General features: G+C 63.9%; 26 protein-coding genes. 20 read left to right on the top strand and 6 right to left on the bottom strand.

Annotated elements, in window-relative coordinates; all coding sequences use genetic code 11:
* Positions 1 to 88: 88 nt before the first annotated feature.
* The 4 genes from ACIPPQ_RS00530 to ACIPPQ_RS00515 are packed head-to-tail and all read right to left on the bottom strand — an operon-like array spanning position 89 to position 2,361.
* Positions 89 to 691 carry a hypothetical protein gene (locus ACIPPQ_RS00530; protein WP_446542280.1) on the bottom strand — a complete coding sequence of 201 codons (603 nt, stop codon included), beginning with the start codon at positions 689 to 691 and terminating at the stop codon, positions 89 to 91.
* A complete protein-coding gene (locus ACIPPQ_RS00525; RefSeq protein ID WP_446542279.1) occupies positions 688 to 1,686 on the bottom strand; it encodes a L,D-transpeptidase in 999 nt (332 codons plus the stop codon). The genes ACIPPQ_RS00530 and ACIPPQ_RS00525 overlap by 4 nt, the downstream gene beginning before the upstream one ends.
* Positions 1,687 to 1,699: 13 nt before the next feature.
* Positions 1,700 to 1,981, bottom strand: coding sequence for a hypothetical protein (locus ACIPPQ_RS00520; protein ID WP_446542278.1), 282 nt, complete (start codon positions 1,979 to 1,981; stop codon positions 1,700 to 1,702).
* Positions 1,978 to 2,361, bottom strand: a complete 384-nt coding sequence (locus ACIPPQ_RS00515) for a hypothetical protein (protein ID WP_446542277.1) — start codon at positions 2,359 to 2,361, stop codon at positions 1,978 to 1,980. Before ACIPPQ_RS00515 ends, ACIPPQ_RS00520 begins: the two co-directional genes overlap by 4 nt.
* Positions 2,362 to 2,599: 238 nt before the next feature.
* Between ACIPPQ_RS00515 and ACIPPQ_RS00510 the strand changes: the two genes are divergently transcribed.
* The 13 genes from ACIPPQ_RS00510 to ACIPPQ_RS00450 all read left to right on the top strand — a co-directional run bounded on the left by ACIPPQ_RS00510 (position 2,600) and on the right by ACIPPQ_RS00450 (position 14,239).
* On the top strand, positions 2,600 to 3,313 hold the full coding sequence (locus ACIPPQ_RS00510) for a hypothetical protein (RefSeq protein ID WP_446542276.1): 714 nt from the start codon (positions 2,600 to 2,602) through the stop codon (positions 3,311 to 3,313).
* A 171-nt stretch (positions 3,314 to 3,484) separates the two neighbouring features.
* Entirely contained in the window at positions 3,485 to 3,643 is a 159-nt protein-coding gene (gene napE, locus ACIPPQ_RS00505) for a periplasmic nitrate reductase, NapE protein (RefSeq protein ID WP_446542275.1), read from the top strand.
* Positions 3,640 to 4,146, top strand: a complete 507-nt coding sequence (gene napF, locus ACIPPQ_RS00500; protein ID WP_446542274.1) for a ferredoxin-type protein NapF — start codon at positions 3,640 to 3,642, stop codon at positions 4,144 to 4,146. The genes napE and napF overlap by 4 nt, the downstream gene beginning before the upstream one ends.
* Positions 4,139 to 4,432: a chaperone NapD gene (locus tag ACIPPQ_RS00495; protein WP_446542273.1), complete on the top strand. Its 294-nt coding sequence runs from the start codon at positions 4,139 to 4,141 to the stop codon at positions 4,430 to 4,432. Before napF ends, ACIPPQ_RS00495 begins: the two co-directional genes overlap by 8 nt.
* Entirely contained in the window at positions 4,429 to 6,921 is a 2,493-nt protein-coding gene (gene napA / locus ACIPPQ_RS00490) for a periplasmic nitrate reductase subunit alpha (protein ID WP_446542272.1), read from the top strand. Before ACIPPQ_RS00495 ends, napA begins: the two co-directional genes overlap by 4 nt.
* A complete protein-coding gene (locus ACIPPQ_RS00485; protein ID WP_446542271.1) occupies positions 6,918 to 7,433 on the top strand; it encodes a nitrate reductase cytochrome c-type subunit in 516 nt (171 codons plus the stop codon). Before napA ends, ACIPPQ_RS00485 begins: the two co-directional genes overlap by 4 nt.
* On the top strand, positions 7,430 to 8,053 hold the full coding sequence (locus ACIPPQ_RS00480) for a NapC/NirT family cytochrome c (RefSeq protein WP_446542270.1): 624 nt from the start codon (positions 7,430 to 7,432) through the stop codon (positions 8,051 to 8,053). The genes ACIPPQ_RS00485 and ACIPPQ_RS00480 overlap by 4 nt, the downstream gene beginning before the upstream one ends.
* 21 nt (positions 8,054 to 8,074) lie before the next feature.
* The gene (locus tag ACIPPQ_RS00475) at positions 8,075 to 8,398 is read left to right on the top strand and encodes a cupin (protein WP_446542269.1); all 324 of its coding nucleotides are present in this window, start codon (positions 8,075 to 8,077) and stop codon (positions 8,396 to 8,398) included.
* 12 nt (positions 8,399 to 8,410) lie between these two features.
* The gene (locus ACIPPQ_RS00470; protein ID WP_446542268.1) at positions 8,411 to 8,707 is read left to right on the top strand and encodes a hypothetical protein; all 297 of its coding nucleotides are present in this window, start codon (positions 8,411 to 8,413) and stop codon (positions 8,705 to 8,707) included.
* Positions 8,708 to 8,764: 57 nt separating this feature from the next.
* The gene (locus ACIPPQ_RS00465; protein ID WP_446542267.1) at positions 8,765 to 9,958 is read left to right on the top strand and encodes an NnrS family protein; all 1,194 of its coding nucleotides are present in this window, start codon (positions 8,765 to 8,767) and stop codon (positions 9,956 to 9,958) included.
* 371 nt (positions 9,959 to 10,329) lie between these two features.
* Positions 10,330 to 11,598, top strand: coding sequence for a tyrosine-type recombinase/integrase (locus ACIPPQ_RS00460; RefSeq protein WP_446542266.1), 1,269 nt, complete (start codon positions 10,330 to 10,332; stop codon positions 11,596 to 11,598).
* A gap of 226 nt (positions 11,599 to 11,824) precedes the next feature.
* The gene (locus ACIPPQ_RS00455; RefSeq protein ID WP_446542265.1) at positions 11,825 to 13,786 is read left to right on the top strand and encodes a TonB-dependent receptor plug domain-containing protein; all 1,962 of its coding nucleotides are present in this window, start codon (positions 11,825 to 11,827) and stop codon (positions 13,784 to 13,786) included.
* Between the two features lie 54 nt (positions 13,787 to 13,840).
* The gene (locus ACIPPQ_RS00450; RefSeq protein WP_446542264.1) at positions 13,841 to 14,239 is read left to right on the top strand and encodes a MerR family transcriptional regulator; all 399 of its coding nucleotides are present in this window, start codon (positions 13,841 to 13,843) and stop codon (positions 14,237 to 14,239) included.
* 229 nt (positions 14,240 to 14,468) lie between these two features.
* Here ACIPPQ_RS00450 and ACIPPQ_RS00445 read toward each other — a convergent pair whose 3' ends face one another.
* Positions 14,469 to 15,233 (bottom strand): N-acyl homoserine lactonase family protein, encoded by a 765-nt coding sequence (locus ACIPPQ_RS00445; protein WP_446542263.1) that lies wholly within the window; start codon positions 15,231 to 15,233, stop codon positions 14,469 to 14,471.
* Positions 15,234 to 15,312: 79 nt separating this feature from the next.
* Positions 15,313 to 15,717 carry a Rid family hydrolase gene (locus ACIPPQ_RS00440; RefSeq protein WP_446542262.1) on the bottom strand — a complete coding sequence of 135 codons (405 nt, stop codon included), beginning with the start codon at positions 15,715 to 15,717 and terminating at the stop codon, positions 15,313 to 15,315.
* 744 nt (positions 15,718 to 16,461) lie between these two features.
* Between ACIPPQ_RS00440 and ACIPPQ_RS00435 the strand changes: the two genes are divergently transcribed.
* Genes ACIPPQ_RS00435 through ACIPPQ_RS00405 form a run of 7 tightly spaced genes read left to right on the top strand, consistent with a single transcriptional unit; the run spans position 16,462 to position 22,422 of the window.
* Entirely contained in the window at positions 16,462 to 17,577 is a 1,116-nt protein-coding gene (locus ACIPPQ_RS00435; protein WP_446542261.1) for an amine dehydrogenase large subunit, read from the top strand.
* Complete coding sequence (locus ACIPPQ_RS00430) at positions 17,574 to 18,092, top strand: MauE/DoxX family redox-associated membrane protein (RefSeq protein WP_446542260.1); 519 nt, start codon at positions 17,574 to 17,576, stop codon at positions 18,090 to 18,092. The genes ACIPPQ_RS00435 and ACIPPQ_RS00430 overlap by 4 nt, the downstream gene beginning before the upstream one ends.
* Positions 18,089 to 18,679, top strand: a complete 591-nt coding sequence (locus ACIPPQ_RS00425) for a redoxin family protein (protein ID WP_446542259.1) — start codon at positions 18,089 to 18,091, stop codon at positions 18,677 to 18,679. The genes ACIPPQ_RS00430 and ACIPPQ_RS00425 overlap by 4 nt, the downstream gene beginning before the upstream one ends.
* Positions 18,680 to 18,709: 30 nt before the next feature.
* On the top strand, positions 18,710 to 19,270 hold the full coding sequence (locus ACIPPQ_RS00420; protein WP_056372910.1) for a methylamine dehydrogenase light chain: 561 nt from the start codon (positions 18,710 to 18,712) through the stop codon (positions 19,268 to 19,270).
* Positions 19,267 to 19,713, top strand: coding sequence for a c-type cytochrome (locus tag ACIPPQ_RS00415; protein WP_446542258.1), 447 nt, complete (start codon positions 19,267 to 19,269; stop codon positions 19,711 to 19,713). Before ACIPPQ_RS00420 ends, ACIPPQ_RS00415 begins: the two co-directional genes overlap by 4 nt.
* A complete protein-coding gene (locus ACIPPQ_RS00410) occupies positions 19,710 to 20,171 on the top strand; it encodes a cytochrome C (RefSeq protein WP_446542257.1) in 462 nt (153 codons plus the stop codon). The genes ACIPPQ_RS00415 and ACIPPQ_RS00410 overlap by 4 nt, the downstream gene beginning before the upstream one ends.
* Positions 20,172 to 20,190: 19 nt before the next feature.
* Entirely contained in the window at positions 20,191 to 22,422 is a 2,232-nt protein-coding gene (locus tag ACIPPQ_RS00405; RefSeq protein WP_446542256.1) for a TonB-dependent receptor, read from the top strand.
* Positions 22,423 to 22,795: the final 373 nt, after the last annotated feature.

The raw sequence follows: 22,795 nt of genomic DNA, 5'->3' as shown, positions 1-22,795 counted from the left end.
TTCGCAATCACCGGGTCAACGTGTCAGCCCAAAGGTGGTTGCTCGCCAAAAGGCCCTGATTTCGCGGGATCGATGGACGCGTCCCCCACTATCGGGCCGCTCGCGCGATCTTGCAGCTTGTCCGCGCCGCCTTCGCTTTCATCACGAGCTGCCGGCCCGCATCGCGTTCGATGATGACGAAGGGACGCCACGACGACGCCCCCGGCGCCACCGCGACGAGGCGCACGCGGCCTTCGGTGTCGCGCAACAGGATCGCGGGGGGATATCGCTCGACCGTCATGCCCTCCGCTCGCCCCGCGCCGCGGCACTGCGCCTTCGTGGCGTTCGCCGCGGCAGGACCGCGCAGCGCCCGCAATATCGCAAGGCGTTCGGCGAAGGCACCGGCGACACAGGCGCGCCCGTCGGACTGGAGCGCACACAGAGCGCGGCGCCGCACCCAGTCGGCCTGCGGCTCGATGCGGTCGGGATCGAGCCCGGCGAAAGACAGCCCCGCCAACAGGCCGTTCATTTCGGCATTCGCCGCGCCCAGGTCGCGATCGTCGCAGATCATCGTGTCGATCGCATAGACGGGTCGCGCGCAATCGATGACCGGCTGGTCGGGGGGCGGCGGCACCGCCGCCGGCTGCCCATACGCAGGCAACGCCGCCAGCATGGCCAGCGCGAGGGCCGCGATGCGCGGCGCGCGCATCATTTCGCTTCTTCGCTCGCCAGCACGGTCAGCTTGCCGCCGGTGGACGCGGGCAGCACGGGCGCCTGCGTCACCAGCATCGTCGTCCCCGAGGTGACCGCACCGAGCACCGCCTTGCGAAAGGCTTCAGGAATCCGCGCCTTGTCGGCGATGCTCATATCGAGCGGCCGCCCCTGGTCGCCATCGTGCCCCGGGACCGCGACATAGGTCCAATGCCCTTCGGCGCCGCCCGCGCCCGCGATGTAGCTCAGCACATGCGTTTCGAAATTCTGATCGGGTAGTTCGACGCGCGCGCGGCCGATCTCGATCCCGTTGCGCATCACGATCGCGCGCCCGTCGCTGCGCGACAGGATGATCGTCAGCGGCCCCGTCGGCGACAATTCGGGTTGCCAGCGATAGCTTTCGTCGGGGGCGAGCGGCACATGCGTCCCGCGCCGTTCACCGGCGGGGCTGAAGACCCCCGCCGAGGCCCCGCCGATCGGCTCGCCCGCCCGTCCGCTGACGATCACCGTCCCGCCGAGCTGGGTCGTCCCGAACAGCAGTTTGGAAAATTCGAGCGGGAGGTGCACGCAGCCGTGGCTTTCGGGATAACCCGGCAGCCCGCCGGCATGGAGCGCGACGCCGTCCCACGTCAGCCGTTCCTGATAGGGCATCGGGGCATTGTTATAGGTGCTCGACCGATGGTGCGGGTCCTTCTGGAGGATCGTGAACACCCCCGTCGGTGTTTCATGCCCCGGCTTCCCGCTCGAGACCGTCGAGACCCCGATCCGCACGCCGTTGCGATAGACGGTCGCGACCTGTGCCGACAGGTCGACGACGACGAGGACCGGGCCCTTCGGCGAAATTTCGGGCGCCCAAACCCACTGGCCGGGCTGCAGCCGCCCGGCCTCGCGTGCCAGCTCGACCGCCGACGTCGCATGCGCGCCCTGCGCGAGTGCGCTCGTGGGGAGGGCGACCGACAGCGCAAACAGGCCGAGCGGAATCAGGTGCAATGCCAAAGAAATCTTCCCTCTAAAGCTTGGGCCGCCACCGCGCGGCCAGCCTGCCGATCCCGAGCAGGATCAGGATGTTGAGCGCCATCGCGGCGATCAGCAAGACCATCGTGGCGGCGGTCCCCAAGGTCGGCAAATGCCCGAACGCGGCACTCCACGGCAGCGCAAGCAGGATCGCGAACACGCCGCCCAGCGGATCCTGTGCAACGCCGAACCAGCCATAGATACTCGCCGGAACGAACAGGAGCGCGATCAGGCACAGCAGCGCATAAAGCGCCGCGAGCACGCGAAAGACGATCACCTGACGCCGATCGTCAGCGTGTAATTCGCGGTCTCGTTCCGGCGCGCGGCGTTGCGCATCAGGTAGACGCGCACCTTGTAATCGCCGCTCGACGGGATCTGGACGCTGGCACGGTTGCCGTCGATCGATCCGGTGAACAGCGCGGCGTCGGCGCCCGGCGCGATGATGTTGAAATAGGCCGACGCATTGCTCGTCGTCAGCGTTACCGTCATCGTCTGTCCGGCCCGCACGCCGAGCGCATAGTCGACCGTCTGATACCCCTTGATCGACGCCTTGATCGCCTTCGACGAAGCGCCTTTGGCAAATTGCACGCGTTCGGTGCGGATCGGCGCCTGCGCCAGCGACGGCACGGCGAGCGCGGCAACCAGGACGGCGGCCATCAGGGTCTTCCTCATCACCTTTGCTCCTCACATCGGGACCGGCAGCTCATGCAGTCGGTACGAATAGATTCAGTATAGTTGGGGCCGGGTTTGAACTTGCAACCGGTTTCCATCCATGTATCATTGAATTGAAACTTGCAAAAGCGATGAACATTGGGAGACAGGGGGCGAAACATCGCTTTTCCCGATCCTGTCCGCTGTTCATATGTTGCCCGATCGCGTTTCGAGGAGGACAATGATGACCGTCCGGAAATCCGCTCCCACCCTGCTCGCGGGCATCGCCATCATATCCTTGTCGGCTTGCGGGTCGGGCAGCCCCGACGCGAAGAAACCCGCGGACGAATTCGCCTGGCCCGCATCGCTTGTCACCGTCGGCGACGGCTATCCGGCCCCCGGCGCACCATGCCGCCGCGTCGGCGAATCGGCGGCAACCTCCGACTTTCTCGACGATTCGGCGGCGCTTGTGGGCTGCCCCGGCCGCCCCGGCGATCCGGCCGCGACCGCGATCACGACGATTGCCGGCAAGGTCGTCGGCGAAGTCGACGGCGTGACGCTGATTTCCGTCCCGGCCGCGCGCGGCATGACCGCGCCGGTTCCCGCGCCCGCCGACGAAGTGAGCGATGAGGGCGGCGACGCGCTCGTCGCCGGAACGAACTTCAACGCCACGGGGACCGTGCCCTGTGCGCGTAGTGCCGGGCAACCGACCACCGAATGCCGTTTCGGGGTCGTGCGCTCTGGCGACGGAAGCGCGACGGTCACGATCTTCTGGCCGGGCGGCGGACAGCGCGCGATCTTCTTCGACACTGCGGGCAAGCCGATCGGCTTCGACGCCAACCAGGCCGACGGTTCGGCGAAGGCGCAGATCAGATCGCGACGCGATTCCGACCTCAACCTGATTTCGATCGGGACCGAGCGTTACGAGATTCCCGATGTCGTGGTCGTCGGCGACTAGCCGGGAGGCGGGATGACGTTCCAGATCATGACACTCTAGCGATCAAAACCACGGTCACAACGAAGGGAGGCCTCTAAACAGCTACGCAGCAGATCGGCAGGCATGGCAAACCGGCGAAGGGTCTGTTAAACTTCAACAACAGCTTGAGCATATGAACGGGGGAAACCGTCGATGAGTCAAAATGCTGATACGGGGACGAGAAAAAGGGAACTGCGCCTCTTCCTCTTTATGACCGTGGTGCTGTTTCCGGTGCTCGCGGTACTCACCGTGGCCGCTTACGGCTTCCTCGTCTGGATGTGGCAACTTCTCAACGGCCCGCCGGGGGTATGACCGGCACGGCGGCATTTTCGCCCGACCGCCGCGCCTTCCTGCGCGGGCGGCCCGCGGCGCCATCCCCGCTACGCCCGCCATGGGCGCTCGGCGAGGCGCGCTTCGTCGATCTCTGCACCGGCTGCGACGATTGTATCGCCGCCTGTCCCGAACATGTGCTGGTCCGCGGCGACGGGGACTATCCGCTTTTCGATCCGCGGCAGGGCGAATGCCTGTTCTGTGAAAAATGCGTCGAGGCCTGCGACACCGGTGCGCTCGACGGCAGGCTGCCCGGCCCATGGACGATCAAGGCGGGCATCGCCCACGCCTGCCTCGCGCAGAATGGCGTGACCTGTTTCAGCTGCCGCGATGCGTGCGGCGAAGCGGCGATCCGCTTTCGCGCCGCCGTCGGCGGCGCGCTTCCCGAACTCGATCCCGCGCGCTGCACCGGTTGCGGCGCGTGCGTCGGGGTCTGCCCCGTCGCAGCGATTTCGCTGACCGCACCGGAGCAACTCCATGGATGACGAAGTCCATATCGCGAGCTTCATCGTCCACCACCGGCCGGGCGCGCTCGCCGCGATCGAGCATCTCGCCGCGACGACGCCCGGCGCCGAGATTGCGGCGCGCGAAGCGGGGCGCGCGATCCTGCTCCACGAAGGCGGCGGGACGCGCGAGCTGCTCGCGTGCATGGACGCGGTGCAGGCGCTCGCCGGGGTCGTCGGGGTCAGCCTTGTCTATCATCATGCCGAACCGCGCAGCGCGCTCGGCGACATCGTCCAATCCAGCGCCGAACAGGGGAGCCGTTTATGACGACGCGCCGTGATTTCATCCGGGCCAGCGCGGTGGGGGCCGCGGCATCGGCCGCCGGCATCGCGGTTCCCGCGAGCTTTGCCGAAACGGCGACGACCGCGGCGCCGACCGACGTCAAATGGTCGAAGGCGCCGTGCCGTTTCTGCGGCACCGGCTGCGGGGTGCAGGTTGCGGTGCAGGACAATCGTGTCGTCGCGACGCACGGCGATGCCGATGCCGAAGTCAATCGCGGGCTCAACTGCGTGAAGGGCTATTTCCTTTCCAAGATCATGTACGGCACCGACCGGCTGACCACGCCGCTGCTCCGCAAGAAGGACGGGCAGTTTTCCAAGGATGGCGATTTCGAACCGGTGAGCTGGGACGAGGCGTTCGACGTCATGGCGGCGCAGTTCAAGCGCGTGCTGAAGGCGAAGGGCGGCACCGGGATCGGCATGGCGGGGTCGGGCCAGTGGACGGTCTGGGAAGGCTATGCCGCGAACAAGTTGATGAAGGCGGGGTTCCGGTCGAACCATATCGACCCCAATGCGCGCCACTGCATGGCGTCGGCGGTTACCGGCTTCATGCGGACGTTCGGCATGGACGAGCCGATGGGTTGCTACGATGATTTCGAAGCCGCCGACGCGTTCGTGCTCTGGGGCTCGAACATGGCGGAGATGCACCCGATATTGTGGACGCGCGTCACCGACCGGCGGCTGTCGCACGACCATGTGAAGGTCGCGGTGCTCTCGACCTTCGAGCATCGCAGCTTCGACCTTGCCGACATCCCGATCATCTTCAAGCCGCAGACCGACCTCGCGATCCTCAACTATATCGCGAACCACATCATCCAGTCGGGCAAGGTCAACGAGGATTTCGTCCGCAAGCATGTCAGCTTCAAGCGCGGCAATGACGACATCGGTTACGGGCTGCGTCCCGACAATCCGCTCGAACTGAAGGCCAAGAATTCGAAGGACCCGACGGGCAGCACCCCGATCGATTTCGACGCGTTCAAGGAATTCGTCGAGCCCTATACGCTCGACTATGCCGCCGAACTCAGCGGGGTCGAGAAGGGCTGGCTCAAACACCTTGCCGAACTCTACGCCGACCCCAAGGTCAAGGTGATGTCGCTGTGGACGATGGGCTTCAACCAGCACACGCGCGGCACCTGGGCCAACAACATGGTCTATAATATCCACCTGCTCACCGGGAAGATCGCGACGCCGGGGAACAGCCCCTTCTCGCTCACCGGCCAGCCGTCGGCGTGCGGCACCGCGCGCGAGGTCGGCACCTTTTCGCACCGCCTGCCCGCCGACCTGGTCGTCACCAACCCCGAGCACCGCAAGCACGCCGAGGAAATCTGGAAACTCCCCGACGGGCTGATCGTCGACAAGGTCGGTTATCACATCGTCGAACAGAACCGGATGCTGAAGGACGGCAAGCTCAACGCCTATTGGGTGATGGCGAACAACAATATGCAGGCGGCGGCGAACCTCGAGAATGAGGGCTATCCGGGCTATCGCAACCCCGACAATTTCATCGTCGTGTCGGATCCCTATCCGACCGTCACCGCGCAGGCGGCCGACCTGATCCTGCCGACCGCGATGTGGGTCGAAAAGGAAGGCGCGTACGGCAATGCCGAGCGCCGCACCCAATTCTGGCACCAGCTGGTCAAGGCACCCGGCGAGGCGCGGTCGGACCTGTGGCAGCTGATGGAATTTTCCAAACGCTTCACCACCGACGAATGCTGGCCCGCCGAGCTGCTCGCCGCCAACCCGGCCTACAAGGGCAAAACCTTGTTCGAAGTGCTCTACCGCAACGGCAAGGTCGACCGCTTCGCGCCGGGCGAGGTCGAGGCGGGCTATGCCAATGACGAGGCGGCGGCGTTCGGCTTTTACCCGCAAAAGGGGTTGTTCGAGGAATATGCCGAGTTCGGGCGTGGCCACGGCCACGACCTGGCGCCCTTCGACGAATATCACAAGGCGCGCGGGCTGCGCTGGCCGGTGGTGAACGGCAAGGAGACGCGCTGGCGCTACAAGGAGGGCACCGACCCCTATGTGAAGCCGGGGACCGACTGGCAATTTTACGGCAACAAGGACGGTCGCGCAGTGATCTGGGCGCTGCCTTACGAGCCGCCCGCCGAATCGCCCGATGCCGATTATGATCTGTGGCTCGCGACCGGACGCGTGCTCGAACATTGGCATTCGGGGTCGATGACGATGCGCGTTCCCGAACTCTACAAGGCCTTCCCCTCGGCGGTCGTCTTCATGAACCCCGACGACGCCAAGGCACGCGGACTGAAGCGCGGCGACGAGGTCAAGGTGATCTCGCGCCGCGGCGAGATGCGCAGCCGGGTCGAGACGCGCGGGCGCAACCGCGTGCCGTCGGGGCTGGTTTTCGTCCCCTGGTTCGACGCCGCGCAGCTCATCAACAAGACGACGCTCGATGCGACCTGCCCGATTTCCAAGCAGACCGACTTCAAGAAATGCGCGGTCAAGGTGGTGATGGCATGAGGGGGCTGCTCTTGCGCGCGTTGCTGCCGCTGATCGCCGCCGCAAGCCTCGCCGCGTGCGGATCGAAGCATGAGGAGACGCCGCGCAAGGCGCCCGACGCGCCGGTCGTCATCACCGCGGCGGGACAGATCGACGGACTGCGCCGCGGCGTCCCGATCGACAAGGAAGCCTCGCCGCTGCCGATGGCGCGGGTCGAGAATTTCGACCGCATCCGTCCGGTGAATTACGAAATGCAGCCGCCGACGATCCCGCACGCGATCGACAATTACCAGCTCACCGTGAACACCAACCGTTGCATGCTCTGCCACACGCGGTCGGCCGCGAAAAAATTCCAGGCGCCGCCGGTCAGCGACGCGCATTATCTGACGCGCGACGGCAAGGTCCTCGAGCAAATCTCGTCGCGCCGCTATTTCTGCGTTCAATGCCATGTCGTCCAGACCGATGCCGAACCTTTGGTCGGTAACCGGTACGAAGGCCTCAACACCACCCTCGCGAAGGAGGAAAAGCAATGATCTGGGGGCGGCTTCGCGCGATCTGGCTGCGCGTCTGGGGCTGGATCAAACCCTTCTGGACCACGGTGTGGCGGCCCAGCCTGCATTTCAGCATGGGGTTTCTGACCCTCGGCGGCTTCATCGCCGGGATCATCTTCTGGGGCGGGTTCAACACCGCGATGGAGGCGACCAACACCGAGGCATTCTGCACCAGCTGCCACGAAATGAACGACAATGTCTTCGCCGAGCTGAAGACGACGATCCACTACAACAACCGCTCGGGCGTGCGCGCGGTCTGTTCGGACTGCCATGTCCCGCACAATTGGACCGACAAGATGGGCCGCAAGATGCAGGCGTCGAAGGAGGTGTGGGGCAAGATTTTCGGGTCGATCGAATCGCGCGAGAAATTCCTCGATAAAAGGCTCGAACTCGCCAAGCATGAATGGGCGCGGCTGAAGGCGAATGATTCGCTCGAATGCCGCAACTGCCATCAATATGATTCGATGGACCTCACCCGCCAGTCGCCCCGCGCCGGACAGATCCATCAGCAATATCTGGGGACGGGCCAGAAAACCTGCATCGACTGCCACAAGGGCATCGCGCATCACTTGCCCAATATGAAGGGCATCCCGCAAGGCTGACGCAACGACGAAGGATTCCGAATGGCGCTTCATCATGCCCGGCCCGGCGAAATCGTCGATCTTCGCCCGCTCGGCGCCGCGATCGGCCGCGCGGCGACATCGGCGCTCGTGAAGTCCGACCGGTTCGAAGCCATCCGGCTTATCGTGCTCGCGGGCGCGACCATCCCCGCGCACAGCACGCCCGGCTTTGTCACGCTGCATTGCCTCGAAGGCGCGGTGTCGCTCGATCCCGTCGCCGCCGAACTTCGTGCCGGTGATTGGATCTTTCTCGACCGCGGGACACCGCACGCGGTCACCGGCCTTGAAGATTCCAGCCTGCTCCTCACCATTTTGTTCGACGATTGACGGCCCGCTCGCATGACCGGCCGCCGGAGCTTTGACGGAAAAACTGCCATGCCGCACGAATATGACGACCCGTTCAACAAGGAGGCGGTGGACGCCGCGGTGGCGATGGCTCTCGCGCTTTGCGCCAGCAAACCGGGGCGGCCGCTGGCCGAGCATGTCGAGGCGGCGGTGCATCGTCATATCTGCGCCTGCGCGATCGATATCGAGGATCATATCGAGCAGGGCCATTCGCAGCTGCATACGGCGGTTTCGGACCATATAACCTCGCTTGTCGAGGCGCATCTCGCTGCCCGTTCCGGCGGCAACTGACGCCATGCCCAACCGGCGTGCGCGGCTGTTGGTGACGGCGGATATCGGAGCCGTGCCATGACGACGCAAGATCGGCCCGGCGAGACCCCGCCCATCGCCTTTCTGTCGGTGGCGTTCCGCCCCTTCTTCCTCCTGGGAAGCCTCTGGAGCGCCTTGGCGCTCGGCATCTGGGTCGCCAGCCTCGCTGCAGGCTTTCCGGTTCCGGCGCACCTGCCCGCGATGGAATGGCATATCCACGAGATGCTGTTCGGTTTCGGCGGTGCCGCGATCGCCGGTTTCCTGCTGACGGCGGTTGCGAACTGGACCGGGCGTCCGCCGGTGCGCGGGGCGCCGCTCGCCGCGCTCGTGCTGCTCTGGTGTCTCGGCCGGGCCGCCAATCTCGCGCCGATGCTGCCGCCATGGCTTGTTACGATCATCGACTGCCTGTTCCCGCTCTGCGTCGCGATCATCGTTGCGCGCGAACTGATTGCCGTGGGCAACCGGCGCAACCTCGTCATGGTGGCGCTGCTTCTCTTGTTCGGTTGCGCCGATCTCCTGATGTATCTGGACATAGGCGACACCAGGCTCCCCCCGGGTATTGGGTGGCGCCTCGCGCTCGCGATCGTCGTCGGCCTGATTGCGCTGATCGGGGCGCGGATCATTCCGGCCTTCACACGCAACTGGCTTGGCCAGCACGATCTGCGGTCGCCTCCGGACGAGCCGCTTGCGCTTGCCCGCGCGGCGCCGGTCATCCTGCTCGCCGGGCTCGGTGCCTGGGCAATCGCACCCGATGCACGGGGCGGCGCGTGGGCGCTGATCGTCGGCGCCGCGCTCACGACAGCGCGCCTTCTTTACTGGCAAGGCTGGCGCACGCGGGCCGACGCGCTCGTCCTCGTGCTTCATCTCGGCTACTTCTGGATGGCGGCGGGAAGCCTGCTGCTCGCCCTCGCGACGCTCGTTCCGGAGCATGTGCCGCAGACGTTGGCGATCCACGCCCTCACGGCAGGCGCGATCGGGACGATGGTGCTGGCGGTGATGTCGCGCGTTTGCCGCGGGCATACGGGCCGCGCGCTCGTCGCCGATCGGCTGACGGTCGCGATCTATGCCGCGATCAACCTTTCGGCGCTGGTCCGCGTCGCGGCGCCGTTCGCGCCCGGCGATCCAATGCCGTTCATCCAGGCGTCGGCGATCCTCTGGATCACCGCCTATCTGCTGTTCGCGGCATGGAGCGTACCGATCGTCCTGCGTCCGCGACCGGATGGCAAACCGTGACACCTCATCCATCGATTCGACTTTTATCGATTCGACAAGGGTATCCCTGCCGGCGCGGCGGGAGCCCGCCAAAAACCGCAGCGATCGGGGCTTGAGCGGCCGCGCCTGAAGCGATCCCTTTAAAGGGGGTGAAATTTTCTGGAAAAACTGGAGCGGGCGAAGGGATTCGAACCCTCGACCCCAACCTTGGCAACTTGCCGTTCTACCTTTTCGATACGTTCCGATACTACGCTATGTCCCTATTTTTCCACTACTTATTGAAAACCTATTCGACCTAATGTATCCTGCAGTCGTCCCCTTTTTCCGCGAATTTGGAGACACATTGGAGACACGGACGATTTCCGAGGCTGTGTCTCCAACAGGAGGTGCGCATGCCGATAGTGAAGTTGACCAAGCGGGCCATAGACGCCCTCGTTCCGCCAAAAGCGAAACAAGTCATTCTGTGGGATACCGAGGTGAAGGGCTTCGGCCTTCGGATCATGGCGTCGGGTATCAAGACCTTTGTCGTCCAGTATCGAAATGCCGAGGGCATCAAGCGTCGTATGAACCTCGGACGCTTTGGCGTGCTGACTGTCGACCAGGCTCGCGATCTCGCGAAACTGAAACTGGCTGAGGTCATTGTCGGAGAAGATCCCGCCGACAAGGTCCGCCAGGTTCGCAAGGGTATGACGGTTTCCGAGATGTGCAGCTGGTATCTCGAAGAGGCTCGGGCCGGGAACATTCTCGGCCGGAAGAACGTCCCCATCAAAACATCGTCGCTCGATCTGGATGAGAGCCGCATCCGCACGCATATCGGGCCGCTGATCGGCAACCGGATCGTCAAGCATCTGACAATTGCGATCGTCGAGCAGATGCAGACCGACGTAAAGAACGGCAAGACTGCAAAGCCCCGGACGGGAGGCCGTGGCGGAAAGGTAACCGGTGGCCCCGGCGTCGCAGGTCGCTGCGTCGGCACGCTTCAGGCGATCCTCGGCCACGCCAAGCATAAGGGACTGCTCGAAACCCATCCCACGCTTGGGGCCAAGAAACTCGCCGGAAAGAAAAGGACCCGGCGCCTGAGCGCCCCCGAGATCGAGATGCTCGGAAAGGCAATCGCCTATGCCGAGGCTGGCGGGGAAAATCCGATCGCCCTTGGCGTGTTACGCACCTTGCTCCTGACCGGCTATCGCCGTCAGGAAGGCCAAGCGATGCACCGCAGCTGGCTGCACCCCGATCGCGGCTATGTCATGTTTCCCGACACCAAGGGCGGCGCGCAAATTCGTGCGATTGGGTCCGCCGCAATCCGGGTGCTCGAAGCGCAGACGGAGATTGCCGGCAACCCGCACCTGTTTCCCTCAGCGGTAGGCGACGGCCCGTTCACCGCGGTCAGCGATTGCCTGAGGCGCGTATGCGTGCTGGCCGGCATCAAGGGCGTTACGCCGCATACGCTTCGTCATACTTTCGGAAGCGTCGCTGGCGACCTCGGATTTTCGGAACTCACAATCCGCGCAATGCTAGGCCACGCCTCACAGAATGTTACGCAGGACTATGTTCATATCGACGAAGCGCTGAAGCTCGCGGTCCAGCGCACCTCCGACGAGATTGAACGATTGCTCAATTGCGGCGCTGAAAAACATCGTATGATGCGCCTGGCTGCGTAACTGTGCGATGCGCCGAACTCTCCGACCGGCGGAGACACATTCAATATTTCGATCAACGCGGCGATCAGCTTTTAGCACTGGTGATATCGGTCTCATCCGGACGGCCTGACTCCAGGCGAAAACGGTAAGCGGGAGAACGCTTGACCTTATAGCTACATCAACCTTTATGACGCGCCGGCTCGGCCCGCATATGCGCGGCCAACCGAATTAAGCCTGGGAAGCCGACGTGAAATCTACAAAAGTCCTGCCTGTCGCCGCGGGAGCAATACTTCACAGTATCTCGCTTTGGGCGCCTTCCGCGCAAGCGCAGGAAAGTCACGACGAAGCCGAGGAAGGCGAGGACATCGTCGTCCAGGCCACCCGCTCAGGCCGCAGCGTGCAGGACGAGGCGATCCGCGTCGAGGTCATCGGCCGCGAGGAAATCGAAGAAAAGCTGTTGATGACGCCGGGCAATGTCTCGATGCTCGTCGCCGAAACGCCGGGCGTGCGCGTGCAGGTCACCTCGCCCGCGCTCGGATCGTCGAACATCCGCATGCAGGGCATGTCGGGCCGCTACACCCAGTTGCTGTCGGACGGCCTGCCGCTCTACGGCGGCCAGCCCTCGTCGATCGGTCTGCTTCAAATTCCACCGACCGACCTCGGCCAGGTAGAGGTGATCAAGGGCTCGGCGTCGGCGCTTTACGGACCCTCGGCGCTGGGCGGTGTCATCAACCTCGTCTCGCGCCGCCCAAAGGCCGACGCGGAAGCCGAATTGCTGCTCAACGCGACAACCCGCGATGGGCAGGACGTGACCGGCTATACATCGGGGCCGCTCGGCGCGAACTGGAGCTATTCGCTCACCGGCGGTTATCACCGCCAGACGCGCAAGGATCTCGACGATGACGGCTGGATCGACATGCCGGGCTTCGACCGCTGGACGGTCCGCCCGCGCCTTTTCTGGGAAGGCGACGACGGCGCAACCGCATTGGTCACCGTCGGCGCGACGCACGAAGACCGGACCGGCGGCACGCTCGCCGGCCGCACCGCCCCCGACGGCCAACCCTTTCCACTGACGCAGGACAGCCGCCGCTTCGATGCCGGGCTCGTCGCCGAGTTTCCGGCCGAAAATCTCGGCAAGATCGGCGTCCGCGCGTCGGCGATGACGCAGCGCCACCGGCAGCTTTTCGGCACCAGCGCCGAAACCGACAAGCAGCATACCTTCTTCGCCGAAACCTCGCTCGCCGGGGAAAGCGGGCCGACGAACTGGCTTGCAGGTGCAGCGTTTCAGGCCGACCTCTACCGCTCGCGCGCCTTTCCGGCCTTCGACTACAGCTACACCGTCCCCGGCATCTTCGGACAAGTCGAACAGGAACTGACCGACGAACTCCTGCTCGCGGGCAGCGCGCGCGTCGATTTTCACAGCGATTACGGCACGCGTTTCAGTCCGCGCGTCTCGGCGCTCTATCGCCCCGGGCCGTGGACGATCCGCGCCTCGCTCGGCAAGGGTTTCTATGCCCCCACCCCGTTCGTCGACGAGATCGAGGCGGCGGGCCTGTCGCGCCTCGAACCGCTCGGACCGCTCAAAGCCGAAACCGCGAAAACCGCCTCGCTCGATCTCGGATATGCGAAAGGTCCGGTCGAGGCGAGCTTCACCCTCTTCGCGTCGGGCATCGAAAATGCCGTCCAGCTCGTCGATGTCGACGCCGACAGCGTCCGCCTCGTCAACGCCCTCGGCACGACGCGCACGCGGGGCGGCGAATTGACGCTGCGCTACCGCTGGCAAAGCTTCTCGGTGACCGGCAGCTATGTCTTCCTCGATGCAAGCGAACCCGATCCCGGGGGCAGTGGACGCCGCACCACGCCGCGCACGCCGCGCCACACCGCGGGCCTCGTCGGCATGTGGGAGAAACATGGCAGGGGCCGCATCGGGATCGAGGCCTATTACACCGGCCGCCAGCAGCTCGACGACAATCCCTACCGCACGCGCAGCCGCCCCTATTTCGAACTGGGAGCGCTCGGCGAAATCAATCTCGGCAAATTCAGCCTATTTGTGAACGCGGAGAATATCCTGAACATCCGCCAGACCAAATATGACCCGCTTCTGCTGCCCCAGCGTGCGCCCGATGGCAGCTGGACGGTCGATGCCTGGGCACCGACTGACGGGTTCGTCGTCAATGGCGGCGTCCGGTTCAAATTCGGCGGGCATTGAGCAACGGCCAGCGGGATCCTATGCCCACCTTGCAGAAACTATAAGGTTGGCATCATGCGTATCGGCGAGCTTGCACGCATTACAAAGACGAAAACGGAGACCATCCGCTTTTACGAGAAAGAAGGCCTTCTACCGCGGGCGGCGCGGACGGCGGCCAATTATCGCAGCTATGGCAAGGAGCAGGGCGAACGCCTCTTGTTCATTCGTCGCGCCCGCGATCTGGGTTTCCGTCTCGACGACGTTCGGGAACTTCTGACGCTCGCCGACGATCGATCCCGGCCATGCGGCGCGGTCGATGAAATCACGACGCGGCATCTCGCAGAAATCGACATGAAGATCGCCGATCTCGGAAAGATGCGGACGGAACTGAACCGTATGCTTACGACCTGCCAACAAGGCACAATCGATGATTGCCGGATTATTGAAACGCTCGGGCCGACCAACTTGGCATGATCTGGCCGGCTCCCCCTCTCCCCAGATTTCAACCCGTCACCTGGCCACTATCCGCATTCTCTACGGCCGCCGCAGGGGCCGCGCTTCGCCGCAGGACATCGCACCACGGCTGCGGGGACGGGCGAAGCCGCTGGCTGCAGTCGCCAGCTGACCCCGGAGACAGCGAATGCGAGATGGGCTATCCCTCGGCGCGGCAGCGCGGTCCCTAGCCCGGGCAATAGGATTAATGTCAGGTGCGAAAGCCCTGCAGAAGCGGCGTATCGCGCCATTGCTCAGGGTCATGTCCGTAGATCATGACCGTGCTCGCATCGCGCAGCGCCAAAAGCGCGTCGAGAGATTGGTTCATCTCGGCATGTCTTGGGTCCGCCGGCGAAGGAAAGTGTCGGCTTTCGGCAATCTTGTGATTGTTGCAGGCATCGCCAACCAGGATGTGATCGCCTTGCTCGCTGCGCACGCGCAGCGACTGGTGACCAGGCGTGTGGCCGAACGTCGGTATGCATGTCACCGACCCGTCGCCGAAGATGTCATACTCGCCGTCAATCTGCTTCACCTTGTGGCCCAGATCGAAGAAGCGTCTCGGCAGATGGTGCTGCGCTGCAACCTCGTCATCGAAACCGGCCTCCCATTCGCGCCTTTGCACGACGATCGTGGCATTGGGCACCTGATGAAGGCCTCCGGCGTGGTCGAAGTGGAGATGCGAGAGCACGACCCAGCGGACTCGCGCCGGGTCGATGTCGAGCCGTACCAGATGATTCGTAACCGATTCTTCCGGTTCAGTAGTGACGTCGATCCCATAAGCGCGCAGGCCCTTCAAATAGGGGTCTTCCGGGTTGCCGATGTCGGTGTGAAGACCGCAGTCGAACAGCGCGACGCCCTGCGGATGCTCGATAACGTAGAAGGGAAGCGGCACCGACACTCGCTTTTCGAACATTCCAAGCGCTTTTCCCGGCGCATGATATTGGCCGCAAACACAGCCGAACAATTGCGTCGTCATGGGCATCTCCTGAGGGATCGGCGGGAATTCCCGCAGGCCAGTATTCGACCTCTACCGGGTGCAGCTCCCGCGGCGACGATCAAGATTGTCCCTGCAGCCGAGCGATGAAAGCGATCTCGAGGATGGCTTCGGGCACCGCGAGTCCGCTGACACTGACCGCGGTCCAGGCTGGATGCGGCGTGCCCAATCGGGCAGTCTTCTCTTCGATCAGGGTACGCATCTGCTTCGGCAGATCGCCGACGTGGTAGCTTGTCATGCTGAACACGTCGTCAAGCGTCGCGCCGCATTCGGAAAGGATATGCTCAAGCAGCCTGAATATATTGCGCGCCTGGTCTCTAAAATCTGGCGGGAAGGTGCCATCCTCGTTGAAGCCGACTACGCCGGATACATGAACATCGCCGCCGACCCGAACCGCGGGTGCAAACTGATAGCTCTCATAAACCTGCGCGAAAGCCGCCGGGATGATCGGTTCAAAAGGCTTCACAGGTCTTCTCCGAAAATGGCGAGCGTGCGTGACTGAAGCGAAGGCGGATAAGCAATCCGACACGGGATTGAACATTATGCTTCATGACCAATTTTAGTCAATGAGAGAATTTTTGTCGGATGTCTGAGCGGAATCAGAGGTTTCCGAGAGTGCATGATTCAGGGTGCAGAGGTTCTTTGAGCGGTGGGTCGCAACAACCACCACGGTGTGCAGCGCAGACCGAGGAGTAGCGCTGCACTCAGCGGAAACGGCTGAAACAGTTTGCGACCCCAATGACGCACCAAAAGGCCAAAATGGTCGACCTAGATTCTACGTTACCTCAACGCGCCTTAGCGCTCGAAGGGGCCTCCGTGTGAGGCGATGACACGCAGCTGCAGTCCATAGCTCGGGTAGCGGTCGGAAGAACTGCCTACCCCCTTTTGCGCGCGCCGATTCGGGCGCCGTCGACGCTTGCAGATCGAGACGACCAAGTCACCCGACCGCGGCATTTCCAGCGTAGATGAGATCGCCCCGCATGGGCTCTGAACGCCGCGATAACATGGAATCCTTGCAAAATCCGGCGCCCTGCCACGCTACCCGAACTTTGGACATGCATGTCTATATTAGTCACTTGACTAACTTTGCACCTACGATCAATATATACCAATTGGCCATCAGAGCCCATTGCGATCAATATAGGGGAGTGCCCGGATGAAGTGCGTTGCGAGAGCAGCAGCCTTCGCTGCATTGACGATGTCCGCCAGCATGACGGTTGCGGCAGATTTTCCGCAGCCGCTCGCCGAAGAGCCGGTGCCCTCGGTCGCAGAACTTCCGGCGTCCTACCCCGACAGCTGGGTTTTCGTTCACGACTTTCACGGCAACAGCCTGATCGACGCGCGCGGCGTGATCGTCGACGTCGCGGCCGACAACAATAATGTGCGTGGGCAGATCCCGATCTCGCATTTCGGAAGCATCACGCCGTCACCGACGCGCAGCGAAATCTATGTCGGGGAGACCTTCTATTCGCGGCAGACGCGTGGCGAGCGCACCGACGTGATCACTGTCTGGGATACCAAGACTTTGACGCCGAAGGGAGAGATCGTGCTTCCCGGCGGCAAGCGCGGTCAGTTCGTGACTTTGGTCAACAGCCTGCAGCTCACGAACAACGACAAATGGGCAATGATCTTCAACTTCACGCCGGGCTCTTCGGTGACTGTCGTCGACCTCGACAGCCGCGCGGTCATCTCCGAAGTCGATTTGCCCGGCTGTTCGTTGATCTATCCGACGGGTGCGCGCGGGTTCGCCTCGCTATGCGCCGACGGCACGATGTCGAGCATCGCGCTCGATGCCCAAGGCAAGCCGGGCGCAACCGTCACCAGCGAAGCCTTCAATGACATCGACAGCGATCCGCTGTTCATGACGCCGGCAATGGTCGGCCGAACGGGCTGGTTCGTGAGCTTCAAAGGCAATTTGCGGGCCATCAATTTTAACGGCGAAGCGGCAAAGGTCCTTGGAAGCTTCCCCATTCCCGCCCAGTCCGGCGGAACGCCCGAATGGCGTCCCGGCGGCTGGCAGGTCATTTCGGCCGACCGCGCCGGCCTTCTCTATGTCCTGATGAACCCCAAGGGCGGCGAAGGCTCGCACAAGGATGGCGGCACCGAGGCGTGGGTAATCGACCCGGTGGCCAAGACGCTTGTCCGCCGCATCGCCCTCAAGAACCACAGCATCTCGGTCGAAGCGACGCAGCAGGCGAAACCGCTTCTCGTCGCGTCGCGCCCCGACGGATCGCTTGACGTTTATGACGCTGCAACGGGCGCGTTTGTGCGCACGGTCGCGAGCGTGGCGCATACGCCAATAACGATGACGGCGGTGCGGCGGTGACGACGGTCATCCAGGTCGCGGCTTTGTTCCTCGCTGCGGTGCTTGCCGCCTCGGCGGCGCATAAGCTTGTCGAACGCGCGCGCCTCGCCGCGGCGACCGCTGGCCTTCTGCGCCTGCACCCGGCCGTCGCCATGCCGGTCACGATGGCCGCCGCAGCTCTCGAAGCGGCGGCCGCGCTCGCGCTTGTCCTTCCTGCGTCGCGGCCGGTCGGCGCGTTGCTCGCGGCCCTCCTTTGGTCAGCCTATGGCGCCGCGCTATTTGCAGCGCGCCGTCGCGGCGACGGCGGTATCGACTGCGGCTGCGAATTCGGCAAGCGACGCGGTGGGATTGGCCGCTTTGCCATTGCCCGCGCCTTCATGCTCGGCGCTGCGGCGCTAGCGCTCTTCGTCTCTCCCGTTGGCGGCGGCGGCGTCGACATTCGGTCGGCCTTCGCCGCCCTCGCGTTCCTCGCCTTGCTCTTTGCGGCGGGCGAGATCGCACAACTTCCCGCCCCCACCAGGAGTGTCGCCCGATGACCGGATTCTTCCTCACGTCGCAAATCCTGCTGTGGATCGCCATCCTGGTCCTGGGTGTGCTTGTCGCCGCCTTGGCGCGGCAGGTCGGCGTTCTTCACGAACGCATCGCGCCCGCCGGCGCGCTGACGCTCCACCAAAAGGTCAATGTCGGCGACAGGGCGCCCGCCATGACGCTCGACACGCTGGAGGGCAAAAAGGTCGCGATCGGCGGCAAGCGCGAGCGTCGCGGCCAGCTCATCTTCTTCCTGTCGCCCGATTGCCCGGTCTGCAAGACGCTGCTGCCCGTCGTTCGTTCGGCGAGCAGTGCCGAGCGGGGTTGGCTCGACGTGGTTCTGGCAAGCGACGGCGACGCGGCGGCGCATCGCCGTCTGGTGATGGCCGAAGGACTGACCGGCTTCGATTATGTCCTCTCGGAAGACCTCGGTCGTTCCTTTGGCGTCTCGAAGCTCCCTTATGCGGTGCTGATCGATGAGGAAGGCAACATCGCCTCGCTCGGTCTCGTCAACAATCGCGAGCATCTTGAGAGCCTTTTCGAGGCCAAGGAGCGCCGCGTCGCTTCGATCCAGGAATATCTCGCGCGCGGCTGATCCAGCACGGCAGGACAGAAAGGGATTATCATGTCGGGTCTCGACAAATTCTCGGAAAAGATGACGCGCCGCGTCGCACGCGCGACGTCGCGGCGCAGCCTGCTGACGCTGATCGGCGGCGCGCTTACGGGAGCGGCGGTGATCCCTGTCCTCCCCGTATCGCGGGCGCAGGCGCAGGGGCATGGCGGCGGGGGCGGTGCCGATCCGATCGCGCCCCAAACGACCGGGAACCCGCAGGATCCCGGCGACCAGACCAAATGCGATTATTGGCGTTACTGCGCGATCGACGGCTTTCTGTGCAGCTGCTGCGGCGGCTCGGCGAGCACCTGTCCGCCGGGAACCGAGATGTCTCCGATCACCTGGATCGGCACCTGCATGAACCCTGCCGACAATCGCGCCTATATCATCAGCTACAACGACTGCTGCGGCCGCTCTGCGTGCGGCCGCTGCTCGTGCAATCGGAACGAAGGCGACCGGCCGATGGTCCGTCCGCAGGCGAACAACGACATCAACTGGTGCCTCGGCACCGCGAGCGCGATCTATAATTGCTCGACCGCGGTGATCCTTGGCGTCGCGCTGGAGCAGAAATGATGCGCCGCGCTGCAATTCTCCTGGCCCTGGCCGGTGCCATTGCCGCCGGTTCTGTGTCTCATGCCCAGGACGGCGCGACGATTTTCAAGCGCTGCGCCGCGTGCCATCTTCCCACTGGAGCGGGCGTACCGGGGGCCTTCCCGCCGCTGAAAGCCGATGTCGCAGCGCTGGCGGGTTCGCCAACGGGACGCCGTTATCTCGCTTTGGTGGTGATCCGCGGTGTGTCGGGCCCGATCACGGTCGGCGGCAAGCCGTTCCGCGGTACGATGCCGGCCCAGAGCGGGCTCAACGACGAGCAGGTCGCTGCCGTTCTCAACCATGTGCTGCGGGGTTCGGCCGCCAAGCCCTTCTCGGCCAAGGAGGTCGCCGGGTTCCGCGCCGGGAGCGCATCGCTCAACAGCGCAGCGGTCGCCCGTTTGCGGACGAGCGCCGCCGGGAAATGAGATTGCTGGCCGCTCCCGCGCTGATTCTGGCGATTGGCGCGGTTGCCATGACTCCGGCGCTGGGCGATCCGGACACCAATCCCGCTCTTCAGAGCGCGGCGCGGGCACGCCAAAACTGGATCCTGACGTGCCAAGGATGTCACCGCGCCGACGCGACGGGAACGCCGCAGACGACGCCGACGATGGCCGGGTTCGTGGCAAAATTCCTCCAGGTGCCCGGCGGCAGAGAGTATCTCGCACGGGTCCCAGGCGTCGCGACTGCGGCGCTGCCCGACGCCGAGCTTGCCGAGGTTTTGAACTGGTCGCTCGTGCGGTTCGACCCCGCGAACATACCGGCCGGCTTTCAGCCTTATACAGCGGCGGAGGTCGGACGGCTGCGACAAACGCCATTGCGGACCGAAGCGGCCGTCCTGCGCGCCAGCCTGGTCGCCCGGTTCAACGCGGATCAACACAAATAATAAAACAGGGAGAATTCCAATGATCAAGTTCACTACCAGGAGCACCGCTTGTTCGGCACTCGCGCTCCTTCTTGCGGATGTGTCGGCGCCAGCGCTGGCGCAGGAAGCAACCGCGCAGGCCGTCCCGGAAGAGGCGGCGGCGGAGACGACCGATGGCACCGACATCGTCGTAACGGCCCAGAAGCGCTCCGAGCGCCTGCAGGATGTCCCGATCGCGGTCAGCGCGATCGGCGGCGATGCGCTGGCGAAGCAGCGGGTTACGAACGCCGACGAGCTTGCGGGCAAGATCGTCAACCTCCAGCTCACCTCGACCGTCGGGGATAATGCGCCGATCTTTGCGCTGCGCGGTGTGTCGATGTCGGACTTCAGCCTCAACCAGGCGAGCCCGGTCGCGACCTATTATGACGAGGTTTACAAGGGCAACTTCGCCTTCCTCGGCGTCGCGATGTACGACCTCGAGCGCGTCGAGGTGCTGCGTGGGCCGCAGGGTACGCTTTACGGGAAGAATACCACAGGCGGCGCGGTCAATCTGATCAGCCGGGCACCGGAGCTCGGCGAGACCGAGGGTTATCTCAATCTCGGCTATGGCAATTATCAGCGTCATGAAGCGAGCGGCGCGATCAATCTGCCGCTCGGAGAAACTTTCGCAGCGCGCGTCGCGTTCACCGCCGCACGTGCCGACGGCTGGTTCAAGAACCAGCTGCCCGGCAAGCCCGACCTTGCGAGCGTGCGCGAATATGCGGTGCGCGGGAGCCTGTTGTTCGAACCGAGCGACAGCGCGCGCTTCATCCTGCGCGCCGCGACGAGCTTCCAGAACCCTCGCAACTATGGCATTTACTCCGAACCCGCGGCGATAAATCGGCCCGGGCTCGGCCGCCGCGAGATCGAAGCGAACAGGACCGACCGCCGCCATGCACGGACGTGGGCCGTGTCGCTGAACAGCACGATCGATCTGAGCGACACGCTTGCCATCACCAGCGTGACTTCGTGGGACAAGGGCCGGCTCAGCTTTTTCGAGGATACCGACGGCATCGGGACCGAACTGCTCGAAATCCCCTACACGGCCCGCGCGACGCAGTTCGCGCAGGATTTGCGCCTGACCAGCGATTTCGACGGCCCGTTCGACTTCATCCTGGGCGCCTATTTCAATCGCGAGAAAGTCTATAACGCGACAACCCTCGGCGTCGCCACCGACCTCGAACTCGACGGGTCGCCGGGCGTCACCGAGGGCGATTGCGCGATCGGCTTCCCCGCCGCCTGCCTTTCCAGCAACAGCTTCGACCAGCTCAAAAAGAGCTATGCGCTCTATTCGGACCTGAGCTTCGAACTCACCGACCAGTTGACGCTGCGCGGCGGCCTTCGCTTCACGCACGACAAGGGCACGCAAAGCAATTTCGTGTCGAACCTCTTTGGCCCCAATGGCGTGCTCGTCACGAACCTGATTCCCTCGTCGCGGCTCAGCTACAGCACCGAGAATCTGTCGGGCAAGATCGGAGCCGACTATAAGATCAATCCCGACGTGATGGTCTATGGCAACTACAGCCGCGGGTTCCGCGCGCCGAGCTTCAATGCGCAGGCCTTTTATGATGTGTCGGAATTGACCGTTGCCAAGGCGGAGAAGATCGAGGCTTTCGAACTGGGCCTGAAGAGCCAGTTCGCCGACCGGCGCGTGACGCTCAACATGGCGGCCTTCAACTACACCTATACAAACCAGCAATTCATCAACGTGAATTCGGTAACCGGCACCCAGACGCTCGTGAACATTCCGCGATCGCGCATCCTCGGCGGCGAGGCCGAATTGACCGTCCGCGCGACCGACATGCTGACGCTGCGCGCCGGACTCGGGCTGCTCGATTCCAAGATCAAGCGCGGGGTGGTCAGCGGTGTCGACGTCAGCGGCAACGAGCTTTCAACCGCGCCCGCGGTCACCTTCACCGGTGGTGTCGATGCAACGGTGATGGACAGCGCGAGCGGCAAGCTCAGCCTCCATGGCGACATGAACTATTCGTCGAGCCAATATTTCGAAGTGATGAACATTCCCCGGCTCCGCCAGAAAAGCTATGTGATCCTGTCGGGCCGCATCGACTGGGAATCGGCCGACGGCCGCTGGAACGCATCGATTTGGGGCAAGAATCTTACCAACAAATTCTACTTCACCTCGCGCATCGATCTGCAGGCCGGCTTCGGTTATGACTATAATCATGTCGGTGCACCGCGGACTTACGGCGTGACCGTGGGCGCCAAATTCTGACCGGTCGGAATTTAGATTGCGCATGACCGCCGACGACATTGGGGTCGTCGGCGGTCATGCGTTGACCGTCGCCAGGAACCGGAAAGAACGAGCACCGGAGGCGAGCCGTTTCGGCGGCCAACCACTGGACGGAAGCTTGCCCTTCGCTGCCGCGCGAGGCGCGTCACGAGATAACAAAATATTCGGCTCACAAGCACGGTAGAGCGCGGCCATCCTCTGTAGCGACCGCGCAACCGACGCAAAGCGGCCGTGCACAGAGAGCTGCCGATGTCAGCGCCGCACCAGCCTGCCAACAGGGGCGAGACGCCGGCGCGGCCTTGCTCGCTCTGGTCATGGCGCCGCTTATCTGCCCCAGAAGGCATATTCCTCGGCG

Source organism: Sphingopyxis sp. LARHCG72 (assembly GCF_052871675.1).
The sequence above is the reverse complement of the archived record's forward strand: the minus strand, read 5'-3'. Positions and strand labels throughout refer to the sequence as shown.

Excerpts from the sequence above, each read along its gene's own strand:
- ACIPPQ_RS00495 (WP_446542273.1), top strand. The coding sequence starts at position 4,139 with ATGGATGACGAAGTCCATATCGCGAGCTTCATCGTCCACCACCGGCCG.
- ACIPPQ_RS00415 (WP_446542258.1), top strand. The coding sequence starts at position 19,267 with ATGATGCGCCGCGCTGCAATTCTCCTGGCCCTGGCCGGTGCCATTGCC.
- ACIPPQ_RS00410 (WP_446542257.1), top strand. The coding sequence starts at position 19,710 with ATGAGATTGCTGGCCGCTCCCGCGCTGATTCTGGCGATTGGCGCGGTT.
- ACIPPQ_RS00445 (WP_446542263.1), bottom strand. The coding sequence starts at position 15,233 with ATGACGACGCAATTGTTCGGCTGTGTTTGCGGCCAATATCATGCGCCG.
- ACIPPQ_RS00510 (WP_446542276.1), top strand. The coding sequence starts at position 2,600 with ATGACCGTCCGGAAATCCGCTCCCACCCTGCTCGCGGGCATCGCCATC.
- ACIPPQ_RS00465 (WP_446542267.1), top strand. The coding sequence starts at position 8,765 with ATGACGACGCAAGATCGGCCCGGCGAGACCCCGCCCATCGCCTTTCTG.
- ACIPPQ_RS00475 (WP_446542269.1), top strand. The coding sequence starts at position 8,075 with ATGGCGCTTCATCATGCCCGGCCCGGCGAAATCGTCGATCTTCGCCCG.
- napF (WP_446542274.1), top strand. The coding sequence starts at position 3,640 with ATGACCGGCACGGCGGCATTTTCGCCCGACCGCCGCGCCTTCCTGCGC.
- ACIPPQ_RS00450 (WP_446542264.1), top strand. The coding sequence starts at position 13,841 with ATGCGTATCGGCGAGCTTGCACGCATTACAAAGACGAAAACGGAGACC.
- ACIPPQ_RS00480 (WP_446542270.1), top strand. The coding sequence starts at position 7,430 with ATGATCTGGGGGCGGCTTCGCGCGATCTGGCTGCGCGTCTGGGGCTGG.
- ACIPPQ_RS00515 (WP_446542277.1), bottom strand. The coding sequence starts at position 2,361 with ATGGCCGCCGTCCTGGTTGCCGCGCTCGCCGTGCCGTCGCTGGCGCAG.
- ACIPPQ_RS00435 (WP_446542261.1), top strand. The coding sequence starts at position 16,462 with ATGACGGTTGCGGCAGATTTTCCGCAGCCGCTCGCCGAAGAGCCGGTG.
- ACIPPQ_RS00425 (WP_446542259.1), top strand. The coding sequence starts at position 18,089 with ATGACCGGATTCTTCCTCACGTCGCAAATCCTGCTGTGGATCGCCATC.
- ACIPPQ_RS00470 (WP_446542268.1), top strand. The coding sequence starts at position 8,411 with ATGACCGGCCGCCGGAGCTTTGACGGAAAAACTGCCATGCCGCACGAA.
- ACIPPQ_RS00460 (WP_446542266.1), top strand. The coding sequence starts at position 10,330 with ATGCCGATAGTGAAGTTGACCAAGCGGGCCATAGACGCCCTCGTTCCG.
- napE (WP_446542275.1), top strand. The coding sequence starts at position 3,485 with ATGAGTCAAAATGCTGATACGGGGACGAGAAAAAGGGAACTGCGCCTC.
- ACIPPQ_RS00530 (WP_446542280.1), bottom strand. The coding sequence starts at position 691 with ATGATGCGCGCGCCGCGCATCGCGGCCCTCGCGCTGGCCATGCTGGCG.
- napA (WP_446542272.1), top strand. The coding sequence starts at position 4,429 with ATGACGACGCGCCGTGATTTCATCCGGGCCAGCGCGGTGGGGGCCGCG.
- ACIPPQ_RS00405 (WP_446542256.1), top strand. The coding sequence starts at position 20,191 with ATGATCAAGTTCACTACCAGGAGCACCGCTTGTTCGGCACTCGCGCTC.
- ACIPPQ_RS00485 (WP_446542271.1), top strand. The coding sequence starts at position 6,918 with ATGAGGGGGCTGCTCTTGCGCGCGTTGCTGCCGCTGATCGCCGCCGCA.
- ACIPPQ_RS00420 (WP_056372910.1), top strand. The coding sequence starts at position 18,710 with ATGTCGGGTCTCGACAAATTCTCGGAAAAGATGACGCGCCGCGTCGCA.